The organism is Bradyrhizobium sp. MI1.11, assembly GCF_055811255.1.
Map to the genome: position 1 here is coordinate 51,716 of NZ_JBVVPM010000004.1, position 20,142 is coordinate 71,857.

At 64.2% G+C, this 20,142-nt stretch carries 21 protein-coding genes and 1 pseudogene; 8 read left to right on the forward strand and 14 right to left on the reverse strand.

Annotated elements, in window-relative coordinates:
* Position 1: 1 nt before the first annotated feature.
* The 6 genes from AC0L30_RS05360 to AC0L30_RS05385 form a co-directional block, all read right to left on the reverse strand.
* Positions 2-955, reverse strand: a complete 954-nt coding sequence (locus tag AC0L30_RS05360; protein WP_473403940.1) for a dihydrodipicolinate synthase family protein — start codon at positions 953-955, stop codon at positions 2-4.
* A gap of 28 nt (positions 956-983) precedes the next feature.
* The gene (locus tag AC0L30_RS05365; RefSeq protein WP_007603086.1) at positions 984-1,862 is read right to left on the reverse strand and encodes an SDR family oxidoreductase; all 879 of its coding nucleotides are present in this window, start codon (positions 1,860-1,862) and stop codon (positions 984-986) included.
* A 182-nt stretch (positions 1,863-2,044) separates the two neighbouring features.
* Positions 2,045-2,905, reverse strand: coding sequence for a MaoC family dehydratase (locus tag AC0L30_RS05370; RefSeq protein WP_007603085.1), 861 nt, complete (start codon positions 2,903-2,905; stop codon positions 2,045-2,047).
* 214 nt (positions 2,906-3,119) lie between these two features.
* Positions 3,120-3,509, reverse strand: a complete 390-nt coding sequence (locus tag AC0L30_RS05375) for a Zn-ribbon domain-containing OB-fold protein (RefSeq protein WP_007603084.1) — start codon at positions 3,507-3,509, stop codon at positions 3,120-3,122.
* Entirely contained in the window at positions 3,509-4,666 is a 1,158-nt protein-coding gene (locus AC0L30_RS05380; RefSeq protein ID WP_007603083.1) for a thiolase domain-containing protein, read from the reverse strand. The genes AC0L30_RS05375 and AC0L30_RS05380 overlap by 1 nt, the downstream gene beginning before the upstream one ends.
* 392 nt (positions 4,667-5,058) lie before the next feature.
* The gene (locus AC0L30_RS05385; protein ID WP_473403941.1) at positions 5,059-8,550 is read right to left on the reverse strand and encodes an indolepyruvate ferredoxin oxidoreductase family protein; all 3,492 of its coding nucleotides are present in this window, start codon (positions 8,548-8,550) and stop codon (positions 5,059-5,061) included.
* Between the two features lie 280 nt (positions 8,551-8,830).
* Between AC0L30_RS05385 and AC0L30_RS05390 the strand changes: the two genes are divergently transcribed.
* The gene (locus tag AC0L30_RS05390; RefSeq protein ID WP_473403942.1) at positions 8,831-10,057 is read left to right on the forward strand and encodes a cytochrome c; all 1,227 of its coding nucleotides are present in this window, start codon (positions 8,831-8,833) and stop codon (positions 10,055-10,057) included.
* Between the two features lie 182 nt (positions 10,058-10,239).
* Here AC0L30_RS05390 and AC0L30_RS05395 read toward each other — a convergent pair whose 3' ends face one another.
* Positions 10,240-10,884, reverse strand: a complete 645-nt coding sequence (locus AC0L30_RS05395) for a trimeric intracellular cation channel family protein (protein WP_007603079.1) — start codon at positions 10,882-10,884, stop codon at positions 10,240-10,242.
* A 164-nt stretch (positions 10,885-11,048) separates the two neighbouring features.
* Between AC0L30_RS05395 and AC0L30_RS05400 the strand changes: the two genes are divergently transcribed.
* Positions 11,049-11,441, forward strand: coding sequence for a hypothetical protein (locus AC0L30_RS05400; protein ID WP_007603078.1), 393 nt, complete (start codon positions 11,049-11,051; stop codon positions 11,439-11,441).
* A gap of 59 nt (positions 11,442-11,500) precedes the next feature.
* Here the strand turns inward: AC0L30_RS05400 and AC0L30_RS05405 are convergent, their stop codons facing one another.
* Genes AC0L30_RS05405 through AC0L30_RS05415 form a run of 3 tightly spaced genes read right to left on the reverse strand, consistent with a single transcriptional unit; the run spans position 11,501 to position 13,058 of the window.
* Positions 11,501-12,310 carry an isocitrate lyase/PEP mutase family protein gene (locus AC0L30_RS05405; RefSeq protein ID WP_473403943.1) on the reverse strand — a complete coding sequence of 270 codons (810 nt, stop codon included), beginning with the start codon at positions 12,308-12,310 and terminating at the stop codon, positions 11,501-11,503.
* A gap of 51 nt (positions 12,311-12,361) precedes the next feature.
* A complete protein-coding gene (locus tag AC0L30_RS05410) occupies positions 12,362-12,712 on the reverse strand; it encodes an antibiotic biosynthesis monooxygenase family protein (protein ID WP_007603077.1) in 351 nt (116 codons plus the stop codon).
* 37 nt (positions 12,713-12,749) lie between these two features.
* A complete protein-coding gene (locus tag AC0L30_RS05415; protein WP_007603076.1) occupies positions 12,750-13,058 on the reverse strand; it encodes an NIPSNAP family protein in 309 nt (102 codons plus the stop codon).
* Between the two features lie 194 nt (positions 13,059-13,252).
* Here AC0L30_RS05415 and AC0L30_RS05420 point away from each other — a divergent pair, with 194 nt between their 5' ends.
* The 3 genes from AC0L30_RS05420 to AC0L30_RS05430 all read left to right on the forward strand — a co-directional run bounded on the left by AC0L30_RS05420 (position 13,253) and on the right by AC0L30_RS05430 (position 15,529).
* Positions 13,253-13,951 carry an ArsR/SmtB family transcription factor gene (locus tag AC0L30_RS05420; protein ID WP_473403944.1) on the forward strand — a complete coding sequence of 233 codons (699 nt, stop codon included), beginning with the start codon at positions 13,253-13,255 and terminating at the stop codon, positions 13,949-13,951.
* 101 nt (positions 13,952-14,052) lie between these two features.
* On the forward strand, positions 14,053-15,063 hold the full coding sequence (locus AC0L30_RS05425) for an alpha/beta fold hydrolase (RefSeq protein WP_473403945.1): 1,011 nt from the start codon (positions 14,053-14,055) through the stop codon (positions 15,061-15,063).
* Positions 15,064-15,277: 214 nt separating this feature from the next.
* The gene (locus AC0L30_RS05430) at positions 15,278-15,529 is read left to right on the forward strand and encodes a GCG_CRPN prefix-to-repeats domain-containing protein (RefSeq protein WP_007603074.1); all 252 of its coding nucleotides are present in this window, start codon (positions 15,278-15,280) and stop codon (positions 15,527-15,529) included.
* Between the two features lie 147 nt (positions 15,530-15,676).
* Here the strand turns inward: AC0L30_RS05430 and AC0L30_RS05435 are convergent, their stop codons facing one another.
* The gene (locus AC0L30_RS05435; RefSeq protein ID WP_354129013.1) at positions 15,677-15,955 is read right to left on the reverse strand and encodes a twin-arginine translocation signal domain-containing protein; all 279 of its coding nucleotides are present in this window, start codon (positions 15,953-15,955) and stop codon (positions 15,677-15,679) included.
* Positions 15,956-16,091: 136 nt separating this feature from the next.
* Positions 16,092-16,407: pseudogene (locus AC0L30_RS05440) on the reverse strand (hypothetical protein).
* A gap of 129 nt (positions 16,408-16,536) precedes the next feature.
* Between AC0L30_RS05440 and AC0L30_RS05445 the strand changes: the two are divergent.
* Together AC0L30_RS05445 and AC0L30_RS05450 are read left to right on the forward strand one after the other, a co-directional pair.
* The gene (locus AC0L30_RS05445; protein WP_473403946.1) at positions 16,537-17,187 is read left to right on the forward strand and encodes a glutathione S-transferase family protein; all 651 of its coding nucleotides are present in this window, start codon (positions 16,537-16,539) and stop codon (positions 17,185-17,187) included.
* 170 nt (positions 17,188-17,357) lie between these two features.
* Positions 17,358-17,510, forward strand: a complete 153-nt coding sequence (locus tag AC0L30_RS05450) for a hypothetical protein (RefSeq protein ID WP_354158557.1) — start codon at positions 17,358-17,360, stop codon at positions 17,508-17,510.
* A 10-nt stretch (positions 17,511-17,520) separates the two neighbouring features.
* Here AC0L30_RS05450 and AC0L30_RS05455 read toward each other — a convergent pair whose 3' ends face one another.
* Together AC0L30_RS05455 and AC0L30_RS05460 are read right to left on the reverse strand one after the other, a co-directional pair.
* A complete protein-coding gene (locus tag AC0L30_RS05455) occupies positions 17,521-17,868 on the reverse strand; it encodes a hypothetical protein (protein WP_354158559.1) in 348 nt (115 codons plus the stop codon).
* Between the two features lie 132 nt (positions 17,869-18,000).
* On the reverse strand, positions 18,001-19,533 hold the full coding sequence (locus tag AC0L30_RS05460) for an acyl-CoA carboxylase subunit beta (RefSeq protein WP_007603066.1): 1,533 nt from the start codon (positions 19,531-19,533) through the stop codon (positions 18,001-18,003).
* Between the two features lie 148 nt (positions 19,534-19,681).
* Here AC0L30_RS05460 and AC0L30_RS05465 point away from each other — a divergent pair, with 148 nt between their 5' ends.
* A complete protein-coding gene (locus tag AC0L30_RS05465) occupies positions 19,682-20,086 on the forward strand; it encodes a DUF4260 domain-containing protein (protein ID WP_354129016.1) in 405 nt (134 codons plus the stop codon).
* Positions 20,087-20,142 lie beyond the last annotated feature (56 nt).

Genomic DNA, 20,142 nt, shown 5'->3' on the forward strand with positions numbered 1-20,142 from the left:
ATTAACCTGCGGCGCTGGATTGCGGGCCGAGATTGGCACGCTTGTCGACGCGGGCGACGCGCGACAGCAGGTACTCGACCTCTGCCTTCGCCGTCGGCGTGATGGTGGCGCCGGGCTTGCGCTGGGCGCTGGAGGCGATGATGCCGCGCTTCTGCAGCACGTATTTGCGCACGGCAAGGCCCGCGCCGGGCTGCTGTTCATAGCGGATCAGCGGCAGATGCGCGTCGAACAGATCATGCGCGGCGTCGCGCTTGCCTTCCTTCGAAAGTCGCACGACGTCGATCAGAAGCTCGGGGAAGGCATAGCCGGTCATGGCGCCGTCGGCGCCGCGCTCCATCTCGAAGTCCAGAAAGAGCCCGCCATTGCCGCAGAGGATCGAGAGCGGCCGCAGCGAGCCGTCCTTCTGGAAATTGCGCAGCGTCGAGATCTTTTCCAGCCCCGGCCAGTCCTCGTGCTTGAGCATCACGCAGTTCGGATTGTCGGTGACGATCTTGCGGATCACGGCGGGGGTGAACACCACCGACAAGGTCAGCGGATAGTCCTGGAGCACCCAGGGCACGTCGGGGCCGATGGCATCGGCCGCCTGCTTGTAATAGCCGATGATCTGGTCGTCGGTCCGCAACGACGGCGGCGGCGCGATCATCACACCGGCTGCACCGGCCTCCATCGAGGCCTTCGCCAGCGAGCGCATGGTGGCAAAACCCGGCGCGGAGACGCCGACGATCACCTGCATCTTCTTGGCGCGCTTGACGAAGCGTACCGCCACCTGCTCGGCCTCGGCGGCATCGAGCTTCGGCGCCTCACCGAGGATCCCCAGCACCGTGACGCCGTCGCAGCCGACCTCCTCGTAGAAATCGGTCAGGCGGTCGATCGAGCGCTCGTCGATCCGGCCGTCATCGTGGAACGGCGTCGGCGCGATTGCGAAGGTGCCCTTGGCGTCGGCGGTGAGCTTCATCGTTGTCCTTGTTTCTCTCTGTCGATGGCTAAAACCGCCGCGCCCCCATCTTGATCTGCTCTTCGGAGAAGAAGATCTCCTTGGCATGATCGGCGATGTCCTGGGCGTTCCAGCCCGTGTGCGGCGGCTTCCAGCCGTCCATTTCCATCATCCGCATTTCGCGCACGCCGCGGGGCCCGGACACGCCCAGCACCTTGCCGGTCTGGTCGCCCGACAAATCGCTGACCATGTATAGCACGGCCGGCGCGATGCCGTCCGGCCCCAGCGCCGCACCGGGGTTCTCCTTATAGCGGGGCAGGTCTGCGGTCATGCGGGTCAGCGCGCCCGGCGCAAGCGTCCAGATCCGGATGTTGTATTTGCGCCCCTCGATCGCCAGCACGTTGGACAGGCCCCAGATGCCCCCTTTGGCCGCGCCGTAATTGCTCTGGCCGAAATTGCCGATCAGGCCCGAGGTCGAGGAGGTGTTGACGATGACGCCACCGCCGTTTTCCCGCATCCAGCGAAACACCGGCATGGTGCAACAAAAGGTGCCCTTCAGATGCACCTTAATGACCTTGTCCCAGTCGGACTCAGAGGCCTTGGCGAAGGTCTGGTCGCGCAGAATGCCGGCATTGTTGACGAGGATGTCGGCGCGGCCGAAATGCTTGATGGCGTCGTCGAACACCGACTGGCCGCCTTCCATCGTGGAGATGTCGGCGCGATTGGCAACGGCCTTGCCGCCTTCGGCCTTGATCGCATCCACCACGAGCTGCGCCATCGATGTGTCGGCGCCGGAGCCGTCACGGGGCCCGCCGAGGTCGTTGACGACGACGGAGGCCCCTTCCCGCGCGAACAGCTTCGCGTAGGCCTCACCGAGCCCCCCGCCCGCGCCGGTGATCAGCGCAACCTTCCCGTCGAGTAGTCCCATGGTGGCTCTCCCTGGTTTTGTTTTTCTTACCTCGCCCCGCTTGCGGGGAGAGGTCGGATCGCCCTTGCGATCCGGGTGAGGGGGTACAGGTCTCAATACCGTCTCGGCTCGTGGTGAGAGCCCCTCACCCCGCCCTCTCCCCGCAAGTGCGGGGCGAGGGAGACGACGGCCGTCGCGTGTTGCTAACCCAACACCGTCTTGCCGTTCTTGATCACGGTGACGCCGCGCGACTTCACCTTGGCTTCGAACGAGATCACGCTGCCGTCCTTCCAGAGGTCCATGGTCACGGTCTCGCCGGGATAGACCGGCGAGGAGAACCGCGCGACGTGCTGGCGGAAGGCGGAGGCATCGTAGTCGGCATAGGTCTGGAGCACGCCGCGGCAGGTGATGCCGTAGGTGCACATGCCGTGCAGGATCGGACGCGGGAAGCCGGCTTTCTTCGCGAACTCAGGGTCGGAGTGCAGCGGGTTGCGGTCGCCGCAGAGGCGATAGACCAGCGCCTGGTCGGGACGCGTCACGATGTCGATGGTCGTGTCGGGTGCGCGCGACGGGATCTTGTGCGGATCCGGCTGGGTCAGGTTCGGCCCGCCAAAGCCGCCGTCGCCGCGGGCGAAGCGCGAGGCGACCAGCGTTGCCAGCTTCTCGCCCTTCTCGTTCTTGAGCACGGTCTGGTGGCTGATGACGACGCCCTTGTCCTTGCCTTTATCGTAGACTTCGACAACGGAGGAATCGGCGGTGATGTGCGCGGCGACCGGCAGCGGCTGGTGGAAGGTGATGTCGCGCTCGCCGTCGACCACCATCACGCGGTTGAGGTTCATCTCGCCCGGACCCGCGCCCCACGCCGCAACGGACGCAAAGGTCGGCACCACCTTGAGCGGTCGCGGCGTCAGCGTGCCCTCGTTGACGAAGGCGAGCTCGTTTTCGTCCATCGGATCGGCGCCGAGGCCGATACCGTAGGCATAGAGCATCACTTCGCGGTCGGTGTAGGCATATTTCTGGCCGAGGTTCTTGAGGCCTTTGAGTTCGTCGTATCTGGCGGACATTTTTGTTGTTTCCTCCCGGCAGCTTCAGCTGAGCGGCGCCCATTGTTGCGCCCTCTCCCCTTGTGGGAGAGGGCTACAAGGTGCCCGCAACAAACTCGTTTGGGTGAGGGGTTCGCTCCTCATCGAACAATCTCTCTGTGGAGAGATACCCCTCATCCGGCGCTTCGCGCCACCTTCCCCCACAAGGGGAGAAGGGAAGAACTCGCCGCGCCTACTACGCCGGCGTGAAGAACGGCAGCGGCGCCCCGTCCGTCGGCTTGAACACCACCTTCACCTTCTGGCCGATCTTCAACGTCGTCAGATCGCAATCGACGAAATTGGTCTGGAGCGACGGCCCCTCCTTCAGCGTGACGTAGCCGATCGCGTAAGGACCGGTCGGCGACTTCCGCATCAAGCTGTAAGTGTAGATCGTGCCTTCGCCCGAAGACTCCTCCCACACCGTCTTGTCGGAGTAGCAGAACGGGCAGATCGCGCGGGGGAAGTAATGAGCCTCGCCGCAGGCGGTGCAGCGCTTGATCATGAACTTGCCCTCTTTGGCCGCGTCCCAGAACGCCGCTGTCTCAGGGTTCGTCACCGGGGCCGGATATTTCTTGGCTTCGCTCATCACACGCGCTCCAGAATCGCAGTCGAGGCGGCGTGGCGGACACCGAGAAGCCCGCCGGTGCCGTGGGCGATGGCGAGATCGCAATTCTTGACCTGCACCTTCGGATGCGCCTCGCCGCGCAGCTGCCGCACGGCCTCGAGGATCTTGGTCATGCCGCCGCGGTTGACGGGATGGTTGCTGCAGAGGCCACCGCCGTCGGTGTTGAACGGCAGCTTGCCGACGCCCGAGATCAGATTGCCGTCGGCGACGAACTTGCCGCCCTCGCCTTTCTTGCAGAAGCCGAGGTCTTCGAGCTGCATCAAGACGGTGATGGTGAAGCTGTCGTAGATCGAGGCGTATTTGATGTCCTTCGGCGTGATGCCGGCTTCCTCGAAGGCACGCGGGCCGGACCAGATGCCAGCGGAGTAAGTGAGGTCGAGATCCTTGCCGCCGCGCGGGCCCTTCATCGCCTCGCCGTGGCCAATCAGTCTGACCAGCGGCTTCTTCAGACTTTTTGCGATCTCGGGCGTGGTCACGATCAGCGCGCCACCGCCGTCGGAGACGACGCAGCAATCCATGCGATGCAAGGGATCGGAGATCATCGGCGAGTTCAGGACGTCCTCGACGGTGACGACGTCCTTGAGCATCGCATGCGGATTGTATTGCGCGTGGTGCGAGGCCGCGACCTTGATCCAGGCGAGCTGCTCGCTGGTGGTGCCGTAGTCGTGCATGTGACGCATGGCACACATGCCGTAGGCATTGTGCGTGGTCGCGCCGTAAGCCGTCTCGAAATCGGCCTCGGCGCCGGCCGCGCGCGGCGGCATCGCGCCGGTACGCGGCTTGCCGGCCAGCGTGATCAGCGCGACCGAGCACTTGCCCGCGGCGATTGCTTCGGCGGCGTGGCCGAGATGGATGATGTAGGAGCAGCCGCCGGTCTCGGTAGAATCGACATGGCGGAGTTTCTTGGTGTTCAGGCCGAGATAATCGACCATCGGCCAGGCGCCGCCCGGGGCGTCGCCCGCGCAGAAATAGCCGTCGACATCGTCCTTGCTGAGCCCGGCATCCTCGATCGCGCCCTTGGCGACCTCGGCATGGAGCTGGGCGGTGGATTTGTCCGGCGCATGCCGGGTCGGGTGTTCGTAGATCCCGGCAATGTAGGCTTTGCCCTTGATGGTCAAATAAGGTCTCCGCTGGCGTTTCTCACTTCCAGTTTTTTCTGAACCGCTGCTGCCCTGTTGGCAAGCGCGGAAATATTCCGCCGGGCGAGAGAGCAGCGGGTTCGCGCAAATGGCCGAGGTGCGGTGGGAGGGCCTCTGCTTCCGGAATCGTCACGCGAGCGCAGCGAAGCAATCCAGGAATCTTTCCGCGGACGCATTTCTGGATTGCTTCGCTACGCTCGCAATGACGGGAACGACGGGCAGAACCCTAAAGGTGTTTTGCCCGACGGCACAAGCGGTTTCGTTTTATCGAAACACACTTTTCTGCGAAAACAACCCCATGCACAGTAGACCCGTGGTTGATTTCAAACAGGAATTTGGTGGGTGGATTAGCGAGTACACCCACGAAAATTCTACTCCGCCGCGATCTGCCGCGGAGCCGGCGGCGGGTTCGCGAGGTCGGCGGCGAGCTGGGCGTAGCGGGCCTTGGCATCCGCTACGGCCTTCTCCTTCACCGGGCCGTAGCCGCGGATGCGGTCGGGCAACGACAGCAGCTCCACCGCGGTGTCGATCGTGAGCGGCGACAGCAGGCCGAGCACGGTGGCGACGTCCTTCTCGTAGCCGGTGATCAGATCGCGTTCGAGCTTGCGGTCGGCGCTGCGACCGAAGATGTCGAGTGACGTGCCGCGCAAGAACTTGAATTTTGCCAGCACGCGGAACACCGGAAGCATCCACGGGCCGAAGGCGCGCTTCTTCGGGCGGCCGAGCGCATCGACGCCCCTGCTGAGAATAGGCGGGGCCAGGTTGAAGTTGAACTTGAAGTCGCCCTCGAATTGGTCGCGAAGCTGCTTTTCGAACGCGCCGTCGGTATAAAGGCGCGCGACTTCGTATTCGTCCTTGTAGGCCAGCAGTTTCGCGTAGTTGACCGCAACGGCGCGCGTCAGCGCCTCGTCATAGCCGCCCTGCCTGGCGGCGTCGCTGACCCGGTCCACCAGCTTGCGGTAGCGCTTGGCCAGCCGGCCGTTCTGATAGGCGGTGAGATGCTTGGCGCGGTGCTCGACGAGTTCGTCGAGCGTCATGGCGTCCAGGGTCCTGGGCGCAACGGCCTCGTCCGTTCCCTTCAGCATATCGGCGAGGCGCTGGGGGTCGGCGACCGCGAGGCGGCCGAGGCGGAAGGCTTCCTTGTTCATCTTGATCGAGACGCCGTTGACCTCGATCGCCTGCTCGATCGCTTCCGCCGACAACGGCAAGAGGCCCTTCTGATAGGCGTAGCCCATCATCATCATGTTGGTGGCGATGCTGTCGCCGAGCAGCTGTTCGGCCGGCTTGGTGAAGTCGAAGAATACCGAGTCCTTGTGCAGCGCGGTCTCCAGCAACCCGTTCAGCTTGCGGGTCTGGAAGTTGAAATCGCGGTTGAGGACGAAGTCGGCGGTGGGAATGACGTGGCTGTTGATGATGCCGCGGGTGCGGCTGCTGTCGCAGAGCGAGATGGTGTCCTTGGCAACCGCGACCACCTCGTCGGCTGCGAGCACGACATCGGCCGTGCCGGTGACGATGCGCGAGCAGGTCACCTCGGCCGGATGATCAGACAGGCGGACGTGGCTCAGCACCGCCCCACCCTTTTGCGCCAGACCCGACATGTCGAGGATCATCGAGGCCTTGCCCTCGATATGGGCGGCCATGCCGAGCAGCGCGCCGATGGTCAGCACGCCGGTCCCGCCGACGCCGCCGACAGCGATGTTGTAGGGCTTGTCCAGGTTCGGGCGCGATGCCGGCTCGGGCAGCGCGCCAATATCGCCGACGCCCGCCGGCGCGCGCTTGCGCATCTTGCCGCCGTCGACCGTGACGAAGGACGGGCAAAAGCCTTTGACGCAGGAATAATCCTTGTTGCAGGTCGACTGGTTGATGGCGCGCTTGCGGCCGAACTCGGTCTCCAGCGGCTCGACCGAAATGCAGTTCGATTGCACCGAACAATCGCCGCAGCCTTCACACACCGCGGGATTGATGAGCACACGGCGCGCGGGATCCTCCATCGTGCCGCGCTTGCGGCGGCGGCGCTTCTCGGCGGCGCAAGTCTGCACGAAGACGATGGCGGACGCGCCCTTGACCTTGCGCAACGTTTTCTGGACCGCATCGAGCTCGTCACGGTGCGCGGTCTTGACGCCGGGCGCGATCTCGTTCGCCGGATAGGCGTCGGGATTTTCCGAGACCAGATAGATCTCGCGGATGCCTTCGCTGTGAAGCTGGAAGGTGATCTGCTGCGGCGACAATTCGCCGTCGACATGCTGGCCGCCGGTCATCGCGGTCGCGTCGTTATAGAGGATCTTGTAGGTGATGTTGGCGCCGGAGGCGATCGCCTGGCGGATCGCGAGGCTGCCGGAGTGGAAATACGTGCCGTCGCCGAGATTGGCGAACACGTGCTCTTCCTTGGTGAAGGGGGCAACGCCGACCCACGGCACACCCTCGCCGCCCATGTGTGTGAAAGTCTCGGTCGAGCGATCCATCCACAGTGCCATGAAGTGGCAACCGATGCCGGCAAAGGCGCGACTGCCTTCGGGCACCTTGGTCGATGTGTTGTGCGGGCAGCCGGAGCAGAAATACGGGGTGCGGGCGACAGGCGCGGTCGCCTGCATTTGCGACGCCTGCCGGCCGTTGAACCAATCGGCCTTGGCGCGCAGCATCGTTGCAATTTCGGGATTGAGATCAAGTCGAAGCAAGCGTTCGGTCAGCGAGCTGGCCAGCGAGGCGACGCTGAGTTCTTCGGCAAAGGGGAGGAAGCGCTTGTCGTGGTCGTCCATCTTGCCGATGATCCGGGGACGGACATCGTCGCGCCAGTTGAACAGCTCCTGCTTCACTTGATTTTCGACGATCTCGCGGCGCTCTTCGATGATGAAGATTTCCTCGAGGCCCACGGCGAATTGCCTGACGCCTTCCGGCTCCAGAGGCCAGGGCATGCCGATCTTGTACAATCGAAGTCCGATCTTGGCGGCGACCTCGGGGGTGATACCGAGCTCGCGCAGCGCCTGACGGATATCCTCGTAGCTCTTGCCGGACGCCATGATGCCGTAGCGCGCGTTCGGCGAGTCCATCGTGATGCGATTGACCTTGTTGGCGCGCGCAAAGGCGATCGCGGCAAAGCCCTTGTAGTCCTGCAGGCGGCGGTCCTGGGCGAAGCGGTCGTCGGGCCAGCGCAGATTGAGGCCGCCTTCGGGCATCTCGAAATCGGTCGGGATCACGAACGGCGTCATCTCGTCGGTAAGGTCGATCTCGGCGGTGGTCTCCACCGTCTCCGTGATCACCTTCATGCCGACCCAGCAGCCCGAATAGCGCGACATCGCGATACCGAGAAGACCCATCTCGATCATCTCGTGGACGCTCGAGGGATAGAGATAGGGCATCAGCGCCGACATGAAGGCGTGGTCGGACTGATGCGGGACCGTCGAGGATTTTGCGCCGTGGTCGTCGCCGGCGAGACACAAGACGCCGCCGTTCTTGGCCGAGCCCGCGGCATTGCCGTGGCGGAAGACGTCGCCGCAGCGATCGACGCCGGGGCCCTTGCCGTACCAGATGCCGACCACGCCGTCATACTTGGCGCCGGGCGAGAGGTTGAGCTGCTGCGAGCCCCAGACCGCGGTCGCGGCCAGATCTTCGTTCACGCCCGGCTGGAACTTGATGTTGTACTGCTCGAGATGCTTGCGCGCGGCGAAGAGCTGCTGGTCGTAGCCGCCGAGCGGCGAGCCGCGATAGCCGGAGATGAAGCCCGCGGTGTTCAGCCCCGCGGCACGGTCGCGCCGGATCTGGGCCATCGGCAGGCGGACCAGGGCCTGAATGCCGGTCGTGAAAATATGTCCGGTGTCCTGGGTGTATTTCTGATCGAGACTGATCGGACCCTGGTTGATGCCCATTATGTCCTCTTCCGCCCTTTTGAGCGCTTGGCTGCTTAAGCCGTTGCCTGCCCGTTGTTTTTAGCTAGGGCGCGCCGACCATTTCCGCCACTCTATGTCGGATATTTCACGCTCCGCATCACAATTCTGGACCAAAGGCAGCGCCGGGTAAAAATCGCAATTTCGTGGCTGCATTGGCATCCGCGATTTTCATTTTGTGTCACCATACCCCCGCCGTCGCGCAACGAATTGACGCCCGGTCATCCGGGACGGCGTCGATGGGGCGCAGGAGAGGCTTTCGATGCGGACGATTCTGGCTGGCCTGGCTCTCGTGGGTCTGGCGTTGTGCAGTGCGGTTGCGAGCGCGGCCGTCGCTGCCGAGCCTTCACCGGAGCTGATCGCCACCGGCAAGGCGCTGGTGGAGGCCGGCGACTGTGCCGGCTGCCACACCGCCGATCCCGCCAAACCGTTCGCGGGCGGAAAGCGCATCGACACGCCGTTCGGCGCGATCTACGCGCCGAACCTGACGCCGGACCGCGACACCGGCATCGGCGCCTGGACCGACGCCGACTTTACCCGCGCCGTGCGCACCGGCGTCGCGCCCGACGGCTCGAACTATTACCCGGCGTTCCCCTACCCCTATTTCACGCGGATGACGAAAGACGACACACTAGCGATCCGCGCCTATCTCGGAACGCTCGCGGCCGTCACGAGCCGCAACAAGCCGCCGGAGCTACGCTGGCCGTTTAGCCATCGCGGCCTGATGCGGATCTGGAACATGGTGTATTTCAAGCCCGGGCTGTTCGAGCCGGACCAGAGCCAGAGCGCGGTGTGGAATCGGGGCGGCTATCTCGTCACCGGGCTCGGCCATTGCGGCGCCTGCCACACGCCGAAGAACTATTTTGGCGCGGACAAGCAGGCGCAGGCACTCGCGGGCAACGAGGTCGGCGGCTGGTACGCGCCACGGCTCGATGGCGCCGCCCGCACCGGGCTGAAATCGTGGAGCGTCGAGGACGTCACGGAATATCTTCAGAGCGGGCGCAACGCCAGGAGCCATGCCAGCGGGCTGATGGCAGAAGTGGTCGTCAACTCGACTTCGAAGATGAGCGATGCCGACGTGCGCGCGATCGCGGTTTACCTGAAGGACCTGCCGCCGGCGCGGCGTGAGACGATCGTGACGCCGCCTGACGATCCCGAGATGAAGGCCGGCCAAGCCGTCTACGCCAAGCTCTGCATCGCCTGCCATGAGGCCGACGGATCCGGCGCACCGCGCATCTATCCGCCGCTGCCTGCCAACGCGCTGCTGCAATCGGTCAATCCGTCCTCGACCTTGCGGATCATCCTCGACGGCGCCCACACCGTGACCACGCCGCGCGCGCCCAACACCGGGGAGATGCCGGCCTATTCCAACCAGCTCTCCGACCAAGAGGTCGCGGCGGTGACGAACTACATCCGCAACGCCTGGGGCAACGCCGCTCCGCTGGTGACGCCGGCGCAGGTCGCCAAGGCGCGGAAGCAGGAGCCGTAACGAACGAACCTCGCGCGGCCGCGACGGTACGCTCCCTCGCCCCGTTCTTACGGGGAGAGGGTTGGGGTGAGGGGCTGCTTCGGCGACAATCGTGACACTTGGACTCGCGGAGAGCCCCCCTCACCCGCCACGCTTCGCGCGTCGACCTCTCCCCGCAAGCGGGGCGAGGTAAGAAAGAAGACCTACCGCTCCTCCTCTTCCGTGAACACGAATTTCGGCATTTCCCATTTGTAGCGCACCGCCAGCAGGCGAAAACTGATGCCGAGGACGAACGTCAAAATGGTCCAGAGCTCGGCGTTCAGCTTGAGGCCAAAGGCGGTCGCATAGAACAGTCCCGTCACCACCGAGACACTGGCATAGAGCTCGGAGCGGAACAGCAACGGCACGTCATTGCAGAGCACGTCCCGCAAGACGCCGCCGGCGCAACCGGTCACCATGCCGGAGACGATGACGATCGGCAGCGTGGCATCCATCTGCCAGGCGATGTCGCAGCCGGTCATGGTGAAGACGACGAGGCCGATAGCATCGAGCACGATGAAGGCCAGTTTCAGCCGGTGCACCAGCCGCGCCATCAGGATGGTGAGGAAGGCTGCGCCGCCGGCCAGTGCGAGGTAGATGGGATTTTGCACCCAGGCCAGCGGATAATGACCGAGAAAGAGATCGCGCAAGGTGCCGCCGCCGAGCGCCGTGATGCAGCCGAGGAAGCAGACGCCGAGCCAATCCATGCTGCGGCGGCCGGCAGCGAGCGCGGCCGTCATGCCTTGCGCCGCGACCGCGACCAGCGACAACAGATGCAGCACGCTATCGCTCGGCGGCAAGCTCCACATCGCTTTGTTCCCTTCCGTCAGCGGAGCTTACGCTTCAGGTTCCCCAGCGAACAGGTTCCCGATTCCCGCCGCGGGCGCAACATGCGACGAAAGCATTAAGGAGGGCGGAACAGAATCTCGCATCCACGGGTTGTCCCGCCGCAATAATCGAGGAGAACCAATCGATGGCTGACGACCGTTTTATCAACGATCCGTACCGCCCGAATCTCGCCGATGATGAGTATCGCAATGCGGCGCGACGGGATGCCCAGCTCCAGGTCGACCCGGAGCTTGGCGAAGGCCCCGCCTCCAGCGGCAAAGTAGCCCTGTTCGCCGTGGCCATCGCCTTGGTGCTGGGTGCCGTGTTCTACGGCCTGAACAACACCGGCACCAGCAACCAGGCGAGCACCACGCCGGCGACGCAGACCGCCCAGCAGGCGCCGGCTACCAATCCGGCTGCACCTCCCGGCATGCGCGACGTGACGCCGCGCACCAACACCGGGCCGGGCGTGACCACGGGCGCCGCGCCGAGCAAGCCGACCCCGGATACGCCCGCACCGGCCGACGGCGCGAAGTAACGATTTGCAACAATATGCGACAGCGGCGGGATTTCAGATCCTGCCGCTTTCGTTTGTCTTTAGCTGAACATCTTGTTGAGCTCGCCGCCGGGATAGCCGCTCGCGAGCTCCGCGAAGGTGCCCTTCGCCGCCATTTCTTTCGCGGCCCGCATGAAGCCGCCCCAGGCGGCGCGAGCGAGCGAACCGCCGACGCTGATCCGGCGCACGCCGAGATCGGCAGCTTCCTGCAATGACAGCCCGGAGCCGCCGATCAGCAGGTTGAATGGTTTGGGTGCGACAGCCTTCACCACCGCGGCGATGTCCTCGCGGCTCTTCAGGCCCGGCGCGTAGAGGCAATCGGCGCCGGCATCGGCGTAAGCGGTGAGCCGGTCGATGACGAGCTTGAGGTCGGTCACGCCCCACAGATAAGCCTCGCAGCGACCAACCAGCAGCGCGCCGCTATCGCCGATCGCCTTGCGCGACGCCTTGATGCGCTCGACTGCGAGCGCGCGCTCGTAGATCGGCTTGTCCTTGTCGCCGGTGGAATCCTCGATCGACAGGCCGGCAACGCCGGTGCGCACACAGCGCTCGACATTGTCCGCGACCTTGTCCGGCTCGACTGCAAAGCCGCCTTCGAAATCCGCGTTCACCGGGATGTCGACGGACGTGCTCAATGCCGCCAGATGCTGACATACGTCCTCGACGGAGACGTGGTTGTCGGCCTTGCCGATGGTCCAGGCAAAGCCCGCACTCGACGACGCGAGTGCCTTGAAACCGAGGTGCTGCAACGCTTTCGCGCTGCCGACGTCGACCGGATTGGGCAGGATGAAGCAGCCGCTCTCGTGCATCTTCCTGAAGGTCGCGCGCTTGTCAGCAGTTGTCACGTGCATGTTTCTCTCCCTTGTTGGCCGCGCAGAGATGGGGACGTGCCGCGGCGCGCGCTAGTGCGCATCGTGCACCGCGCGGCTATCCTTCGGCGCCTGCTCGCGATCATTCATGCTGTAGTCACGGATGACGCTGGCGATACGCAAATGATAATCGGCGAAGATTTTCGCGCGGCCCTTGGCCTGGGTGCGGCGGTGCTCCATCGTGTTGCGCCAGGCTTGCACGGCCGCCTCGTCCCGCCAGAACGACACCGACAAGATTTTGCCCTTGTCGGTCAGGCTCTCGAAACGCTCGACCGAGATGAAGCCGTCGATGGTTTGCAGGATCGGCTTGAGGTCGGCCGCGAGGTCGAAATAATCCTGGCGGTGTTCCGGCTTCGGCCAGACCTCGAAGATCACGGCGATCATGGGCGTCTCTCCTGTCGTTGATGGCCTACAATATCACTTACAAGACCACTTGGCGCAGAAACGTGCGCTCTTCCGCGAGGATGAATTTGTGCTCCTCGGCGAAGTGGAAGTTCGCCATGCCTTCCGTATCCTGACGCAGCCGGGCGCGATAAGCCTCATACGCAGCGAGACTCTCGAAGGTGATCAGTGCAAACGCGATGTTGTTGGTGCCCTCGTGCGGCATGAAATAGCCGATCAGATCGCCGCCGCATTTCGGGATGATGGTGAGCCAGCGCTTCGAATACTCCTCGAACTGCGCACGCTTGAAGGGATCGAGCTGGTAACGGATGAAGACGGTGACGGACATGATGGGCTCCTCTGGTTCCAAACCGTCATTGCGAGCGCAGCGAAGCAATCCAGGAATCCCTCTGCGGAGGCAGCCTGGATTGTTTCGTCGCCAGTGCAAAATTGCTTCGCAATTTTGTCACGGGCTCCTCGCAATGACGAGCAACCCCACGCTACGCGCTTGCCCGACCGCAATGCTTCGGCTATCATCGAAGCATGAAATCAGGTCCAGACATCGCCATGATCGCCTCGCTCGTCGGCGATCCCGCACGCGCCAACATGCTGACGGCGCTGATGAACGGCCGCGCGCTCACCGCGAGCGAGCTGGCGCAGGAGGCCGGCATCACGCCGCAGACCGCGAGCTCGCATCTTTCCAAGCTCGAGGCCGGCGGCCTGATCGAGCCGGAGAAGCAAGGCCGCCACCGCTACTACCGCCTCACCGACGACGACGTCGCCGGCGTGCTGGAGGGCCTTGCGGGCCTTGCCGCACGGACCGGCCACATGCGCGTGCGCACCGGGCCGAAGGATCCGGCGTTGCGGCGAGCGCGGATCTGCTACGACCATCTCGCCGGCGATCTCGGCGTGCAGATGCTCAACACCCTGCGCGCGAAAAACCTGGTCAAGCAGAGGAAGCAGGAGATCGAGCTGACGGCGGATGGCGAGCGCTTCCTGGCGAAGCATCTGCAGATCTCGCCCGACATGCTCACCCATCCCCGCCGCCCCGTGTGCAAGGCCTGTCTCGACTGGAGCGAGCGGCGCCACCATCTCGCCGGCACGCTGGGCGCCGCCATGATGCAGCGTTTTGCCGAGCTGAAATGGGCCGCGCGCGACGCTACGCCCGGCAGCCGCGTGGTGAATTTCACCCGAACCGGCGAGAAGCAGTTTGCCGCGTTGTTCGGTGACGGGCGGGACTAGACACAACTCCGTGTGAACGACGTCTCTCGTCGCGGCCGGGCTTGACCCGCGGCCGTCCACGTCATTATGCGAACCATCGTTCCATGACCCTCAGAGACTCCATGAACCGCTTCGCTTGGGCCGCGCTCGTCGCCGCCCTCATCGCCTCTCCGCTCACCTCCACCCACGCCGCCGACACCGCCCCGCGCGAGCCTTACGGCATCGCGCTCGAGGGCTTTGCCTATCCCTATCCCGTGCACGTGCTGCCTCTTGTCAATGACGGCGAGCAGCTCAGCATGGCCTATATGGACGTGCCGCCTGCGCAGCCGAACGGCCGCACCGTCGTGCTGCTGCACGGGCGCAACTTCCCGTCGAGCTACTGGGCGCCTGTTATCAAGATGCTGAGCGAGGCCGGTTACCGCGTCGTGGTGCCGGACCAAATCGGCTTCGGCAAATCCTCCAAGCCGACGGGCGAGCTGCATTTCGACAATCTGGCGCGCAACACCATCGCGCTGCTCGATCACCTCAAGATCGACAAGGCCGAGATCGTCGCCCATTCGCTCGGCGGCATGCTGGGCGTCCGCATCGCCCGCGCCTATCCCGACCGCGTCGCTCACCTTGTTCTGACGGCCCCGATCGGGCTGGAAGACTACCGTCTCTATGTACCGCCGACGCCGACTGACAAGATCATCGAGACCGAAGACAAGCTCACGGCCGATGGCTATCGCAAGCAGCTCCAGACTAATTATGCCATCAAGCTGCCGCCGGAGGCGATCACGCCGTTCATCGACGCCCGCTTCAACATCAAGGGCAGCCCGGACTATTCGCGCTGGCTGCGCGCCTTCGTCAGTTCCGGCCAGATGATCTATCGCGAGCCGGTGGCGCACGAGATCGCACTGATCACCGAGCCGACGCTGTTCATCATGGGCGCCGACGACCACAACGCGCCGGGCCGGCCGAACGCGCCGGAAGCGCTGCGCGCGAAAATGGGGCAGAACGCCGAGCTCGCGAAAGCACTCGCCGCGAAGATGCCGAATGCGCGGGCCGAGGTGATCCCGGACACCGGCCATCTCGTCTTCCTGGAAGCGCCTGAGAAGTACAAGGAGCTGGTCCTGGGCTTTCTCGGCCGCTAGCGACATTGCTGTCGTCCGGAGCCGCGTGCGGGAATGTTCATGCCGCATTCAGGTCATGATTGGCAGATTTGGCTCGCGTCGTGTCGTCATGTTGCGAACTTTAACGTGTCGAATCGTGTCTTTTGATTCATGGTGCGCCGAAAGCGCCAAGCCCTCCTAGAAGCTGCCCCAATCCTGCCCGCAAAACCTCCCCAAGGACGAGAAGGAAGATCAAATGAAATACCTGTTTGCCGCCGTGATGCTCGCCAGCGCGGTCGTTGGTTTCAGCGAGGCGGCCAGCGCCGCCGGCGGTTGCGGCCCCGGCTGGTATCGCGGCGCCTATGGCGGCTGCCGCCCGATGCGTGGTCCGGTCGTTGTCCGTCCGGGTCCGATCGTGGTTGCGCCGGCCCCTGTCGTGGTCGTGCCGCGCGCGCGCGTGTGCCCCTACGGCTTCCGCTGGTACGCCGGCCGCTGCCGCCCGTTCTGATCTCGTTCTTCGCATAGCGAAATGGCCGCGCGGCGAAAGCCTGCGCGGCCATTTTCTTTTTGAGCGCCTGACGTCGCACCGGGATGTTTCGAATCAGAACGGGGACCGTGATCGCGGTCCCCGTTCGAGCCTCGCTTAGCGCGAAGCTTACCAATGGCGGCGGTGCCAGCGCCGGCGATGCCAGCCCCAGTGACGGCGGCGCCAACCCCAATGACGGTGATGGCCGTGCCAGTGCACCTGCTCCGGCTTCAACTGCGCGGCCTCTTCGCTGCTGGTGACTGCGGGATGAGCGTCGGGATTACCTTGCGGCATCCTGCCATCACCGAGCGGCTGCGGCGCCAGCGGCGCGGCCTGTGCGGCAGTGGTGAACGCGGCAGCTCCGGCCGCGACACCGATTGCAAATTTTAAAAAGTTCCGGCGCTCCATGACTTCTTCCTCTTGGATGGTCGTGCCAGTGATGCAGAGGAAGTGTCGCGGCGACGACATGAACCGAAGCTGAATCGCGCGTTCAGCTTCGTTGCGCAGGTGACAGGGAGGATTCGCAGCGCCGTAGCCCGGTGCTCTATTTCCCAAACTCCTGCGCCAGCACCAGCAACTCGCGCGTGCGCGTCACGTCGGGCCAATCGCGGTTGAAATCGGCCACCAGCTGCGTCAGCGCATCGCCCTTCAACATGGCGTGCAGCGCAGCCTCGCTCTCGAACTGATACATCGCCTGATGCAGTGGCGGATCGTCGAGGCTTCAGAACCGGCAGGCCTTAGCCACACCGAACGCCTTCACCGCGTCGGGCAGATGTTCCGTCTCGTACCATCTGTCAAAGGCGGCGCGCCTGCCGGGCATCGGGGACGATGGCGCGGACGACGAAGAAGGCTGACGGCATCGGATTTGCCTCTGTTGTTTGGGGTGAGACTAGCCGGTTACGTCGCGGACGACAAAAAAGAGTGGCACGGTGTCGGAATGTGCGCCCTTCGCTCGTCCTTTGCTTCGAAGCAGGACACGGAGACAGCAAATGGCCGACCTCACCCTGACCACTTTCAATTGGGTTCCCGAACCACCGCGAGGCTGGGTGCGCGATCTTCGCGTGCGCTGGGCCCTGGAAGAAGCCGCCTTGCCCTATCGCGTCGCCAGCGTGCCGTTCGACGACCGCGGCGCTGCGCATCTCGTGCACCAGCCGTTCGGCCAGGTGCCATGGCTGACCGACGGCGACATCTCCATCTTCGAGACCGGCGCGATTCTGTTGCATCTTGGCGACCGCAGCGAGAAGCTGATGCCCAAAGACCCGCGCGGCCGCGCCGAGACGACGAAATGGCTGTTCGCCGCACTCAATTCGGTGGAGATGGCAAGCCTGCCCTGGGGGATGTCGAAGTTCATGGGACATCCGACCGATACGGCGGCGTGGAAATTCGTGGACGACTTCCTCAAACTCCGCCTCAAGCACATGGAGGCGGTGCTGGCCAACCACGAATGGCTGGCAGGCACGTTCTCCGTCGCCGACATCCTGATGTCCGACGTGCTGCGCGTCGTCGATCAGTTCGATGGGCTCGCGGACGGTCCCGCCTGCCGCGCCTATGTCGCGCGCGCCACCAGCCGCCCAGCGTTCGCAAAAGCCCACGCGGACCAGATGGCGCATTTCGCGGCGGCGGACGCGGCGCGTTCGTAGTTCGTAGGGCGGATTAGCGAAGCGTAATCCGCCACTTCCCTATCCGATGAACCTTGGTGGATTACGCTGTCGCTAATCCACCCTACGCACCGAACGTGATGCTCCGCACATAACTAGCCCGACGGCGGCCGTAGGCTCGGCCATCAAATCAACCCTGCGGAAGGTGACACATGGCCCGCATCGCATATCTCAGAGACCAGCTTGCCCGCGCCGAAAGACTGGCAAAAGCGATCCTCGACCGGCAAACCGCGGAGCAGCTTCAGGCGTTCGCAGCCGAATGCCGCGAGGAGTTGCAGGTGCTGACGCGCAGGGCCGCGGCGTAAGGCTGCTCGGTTACACGAGCTTCATCGGCGCATCCGCGACCACGCGAAGGTCGATGCGGCTGATCAGTTGAGACCGAAGCGCCTCCGCATCACCGATCGCACCCTCCGTCTGCCGCAGCGTGCTGACGTTCGAACCGAGCGAGACGATCCCGCCGAGCACCAGAGCGATCGATCCGAGCGCGGCGGTCTGACCCATCCCGAACAAGCCGAGGATCGTGATCAGCAACAGCGCAGCCCCGCCACCGATCGCGAGCTTGGATGCCAGGATGTACTTCCGGCATCGCTCGGCGACCTCGGCCAAAGCCTCGATACGCGCTTCGATGTCGGAAATGGCGTCGGTCGGATCGCTGTCGGTCATTGGATTTGGATCGAGGATGCCAACTCAGAAACAGAATCAGTAGCCCGCATGAGCGAAGCGACATGCGGGACTTGGATAGAAAACCCGGATGTCGCTACGCTCATCCGGGCTACAAGTGCTACAAGTGCGTCCTCACAACGGCAAATTGTCGTGCTTCTTCGCCGGCGTTTCCACCTTCTTGTCCTTCAGCATCGACAGCGCCCTTGCGATCCGTTTCCGCGTCGAGTGCGGCATGATGACGTCGTCGATGTAGCCACGTTCTGCGGCAATGAACGGAGATAGGAAGCGGTCTTCGTATTCCTTGGTGCGCGCGGCGATCTTGTCGGGGTCGCCGATGTCGGCGCGGAAGATGATCTCGACCGCGCCCTTGGCGCCCATCACCGCGATCTGGGCGGTCGGCCAGGCATAGTTCATGTCGGCGCCGATCTCCTTGGAGGCCATGACGTCGAAGGCGCCGCCATAGGCCTTGCGGGTGATGATGGTGACCAGCGGCACGGTGCACTGCGAGTACGCAAACAGCAGCTTGGCGCCGTGCTTGATCAGGCCGCCATATTCCTGCGCGGTGCCCGGCAGGAAGCCCGGCACGTCGACGAAGGTGACGATCGGGATGTTGAAGGCATCGCAGAAGCGCACGAAGCGCGCGGCCTTGCGTGAGGCATCGGAGTCGAGCACGCCGGCCAGTACCATCGGCTGGTTGGCGACGAAGCCCACGGTGCGGCCCGCGATGCGGCCGAAGCCGGTGACGATGTTCTTGGCAAAAGCGTCCGCGATCTCGAAGAAGTCGCCCTCGTCCACGACCTTGAGGATCAGCTCCTTCATGTCGTAGGGCTTGTTCGGATTGTCGGGGATCAGCGTGTCGAGCGACATGTCGACTCGGCCGATGTCGTCGAAGCTCGGCCATTCCGGCACGCCGTCGGTGTTGTTGGACGGCAGGAAGTCGATCAGGCGCCGCATCTGCAACAGCGTCTCGACGTCGTTCTCGAAGGCGCCGTCGGCTATCGAGGAGCGCGTGGCGTGCACTGAGGCACCGCCGAGCTCTTCCGCCGTGACGACCTCGTTGGTGACGGTCTTCACCACGTCCGGGCCGGTGACGAACATGTAGCTGGTGTTCTTCACCATGAAGATGAAGTCGGTCATCGCAGGCGAATAGACGTCGCCGCCGGCGCAGGGGCCCATGATGACAGAGATCTGCGGGATCACGCCCGAGGCGAGCACGTTGCGGCGGAACACATAGGAATAGCCGGCGAGCGCGGCGACGCCTTCCTGGATGCGGGCGCCGCCCGCGTCATAGAGGCCGATGATGGGCGCACGCGCCTTCATCGCCATGTCCTGGAGTTTCGTGATCTTCAGCGCGTGCGTTTCCGAGAGCGAGCCGCCGAACACCGTAAAGTCCTTGGCGAACACAAAAGTCTTGCGGCCATTGACGGTGCCCCAGCCGGTGACCACGCCGTCGCCGGGCACCTTGTTCTTCTCCATGCCGAACTCGGTGGAGCGGTGCTCGACGAACATGTCGAATTCCTCGAACGATCCCTTGTCGAGCAAGAGCTCGATGCGCTCACGCGCGGTCAGCTTGCCGCGGGCGTGCTGCGCCTCGATGCGCTTCTCACCGCCGCCGAGCTTTGCGCCGGCGCGACGGTCTTCGAGGGCGTCCAGGATGTTCTTCATTTGCTCCCGCCAGTTCTTAGCCTAAATGCGATTGCCGGGGTTCTAACACGGCATTTTGCGGGCCGGGAAGCGGCTTTCGGTCCCGCAGGGCTGCCTTGCCGCAGCGGGAAAGCGCAAGGAATTTCAAAGTTTTGCCTGGGAGACGAGCATGACTGAAGGAACGGCCGAGACCGGCGCGGCGACAGGCGGCGTCAACATCCTGCTGCGGCTGGAGGGCCTGACCCTGTTTGTGGGGATGGTGATGCTCTACTGGGCCTGGGACGGCTCATGGCTGGTGTTCGCACTGCTGTTCTTCGTCCCCGATCTCAGCTTCCTGGCATACCTGTCGGACGCCAAACTCGGCGCGATGGTCTACAACGCCGCCCACAGCTACATGGCGCCGGTCGCGCTGCTGACGTTAGGTTTCGGCCTCGCCTCACCGCTCACCCTGTCCATCGCCTTGATCTGGCTCGCCCATATCGGCCTCGACCGGGCACTGGGCTATGGCCTGAAATATTCGGCCGGGTTCGGCTTCACCCATCTCGGCCGGATCGGCCGGCAGAAGGATACCTGACCCCACGCGCTGCCCGTAAATTTGGCGGCCCGCTCCGGTTGACCGGACCTGCCGAT

What these genes read in the sequence shown, in the direction of transcription:
- AC0L30_RS05445 (WP_473403946.1), top strand. Translation starts at nt 16,537, where the DNA reads ATGGCCGACCTCACCCTGACCACTTTCAATTGGGTTCCCGAACCACCG.
- AC0L30_RS05360 (WP_473403940.1), bottom strand. Translation starts at nt 955, where the DNA reads ATGAAGCTCACCGCCGACGCCAAGGGCACCTTCGCAATCGCGCCGACG.
- AC0L30_RS05465 (WP_354129016.1), top strand. Translation starts at nt 19,682, where the DNA reads ATGACTGAAGGAACGGCCGAGACCGGCGCGGCGACAGGCGGCGTCAAC.
- AC0L30_RS05415 (WP_007603076.1), bottom strand. Translation starts at nt 13,058, where the DNA reads ATGTCCGTCACCGTCTTCATCCGTTACCAGCTCGATCCCTTCAAGCGT.
- AC0L30_RS05370 (WP_007603085.1), bottom strand. Translation starts at nt 2,905, where the DNA reads ATGTCCGCCAGATACGACGAACTCAAAGGCCTCAAGAACCTCGGCCAG.
- AC0L30_RS05400 (WP_007603078.1), top strand. Translation starts at nt 11,049, where the DNA reads ATGGCTGACGACCGTTTTATCAACGATCCGTACCGCCCGAATCTCGCC.
- AC0L30_RS05390 (WP_473403942.1), top strand. Translation starts at nt 8,831, where the DNA reads ATGCGGACGATTCTGGCTGGCCTGGCTCTCGTGGGTCTGGCGTTGTGC.
- AC0L30_RS05375 (WP_007603084.1), bottom strand. Translation starts at nt 3,509, where the DNA reads ATGAGCGAAGCCAAGAAATATCCGGCCCCGGTGACGAACCCTGAGACA.
- AC0L30_RS05385 (WP_473403941.1), bottom strand. Translation starts at nt 8,550, where the DNA reads ATGGGCATCAACCAGGGTCCGATCAGTCTCGATCAGAAATACACCCAG.
- AC0L30_RS05450 (WP_354158557.1), top strand. Translation starts at nt 17,358, where the DNA reads ATGGCCCGCATCGCATATCTCAGAGACCAGCTTGCCCGCGCCGAAAGA.
- AC0L30_RS05430 (WP_007603074.1), top strand. Translation starts at nt 15,278, where the DNA reads ATGAAATACCTGTTTGCCGCCGTGATGCTCGCCAGCGCGGTCGTTGGT.
- AC0L30_RS05460 (WP_007603066.1), bottom strand. Translation starts at nt 19,533, where the DNA reads ATGAAGAACATCCTGGACGCCCTCGAAGACCGTCGCGCCGGCGCAAAG.
- AC0L30_RS05395 (WP_007603079.1), bottom strand. Translation starts at nt 10,884, where the DNA reads ATGTGGAGCTTGCCGCCGAGCGATAGCGTGCTGCATCTGTTGTCGCTG.
- AC0L30_RS05365 (WP_007603086.1), bottom strand. Translation starts at nt 1,862, where the DNA reads ATGGGACTACTCGACGGGAAGGTTGCGCTGATCACCGGCGCGGGCGGG.
- AC0L30_RS05405 (WP_473403943.1), bottom strand. Translation starts at nt 12,310, where the DNA reads ATGCACGTGACAACTGCTGACAAGCGCGCGACCTTCAGGAAGATGCAC.
- AC0L30_RS05455 (WP_354158559.1), bottom strand. Translation starts at nt 17,868, where the DNA reads ATGACCGACAGCGATCCGACCGACGCCATTTCCGACATCGAAGCGCGT.
- AC0L30_RS05425 (WP_473403945.1), top strand. Translation starts at nt 14,053, where the DNA reads ATGAACCGCTTCGCTTGGGCCGCGCTCGTCGCCGCCCTCATCGCCTCT.
- AC0L30_RS05420 (WP_473403944.1), top strand. Translation starts at nt 13,253, where the DNA reads ATGAAATCAGGTCCAGACATCGCCATGATCGCCTCGCTCGTCGGCGAT.
- AC0L30_RS05435 (WP_354129013.1), bottom strand. Translation starts at nt 15,955, where the DNA reads ATGGAGCGCCGGAACTTTTTAAAATTTGCAATCGGTGTCGCGGCCGGA.
- AC0L30_RS05410 (WP_007603077.1), bottom strand. Translation starts at nt 12,712, where the DNA reads ATGATCGCCGTGATCTTCGAGGTCTGGCCGAAGCCGGAACACCGCCAG.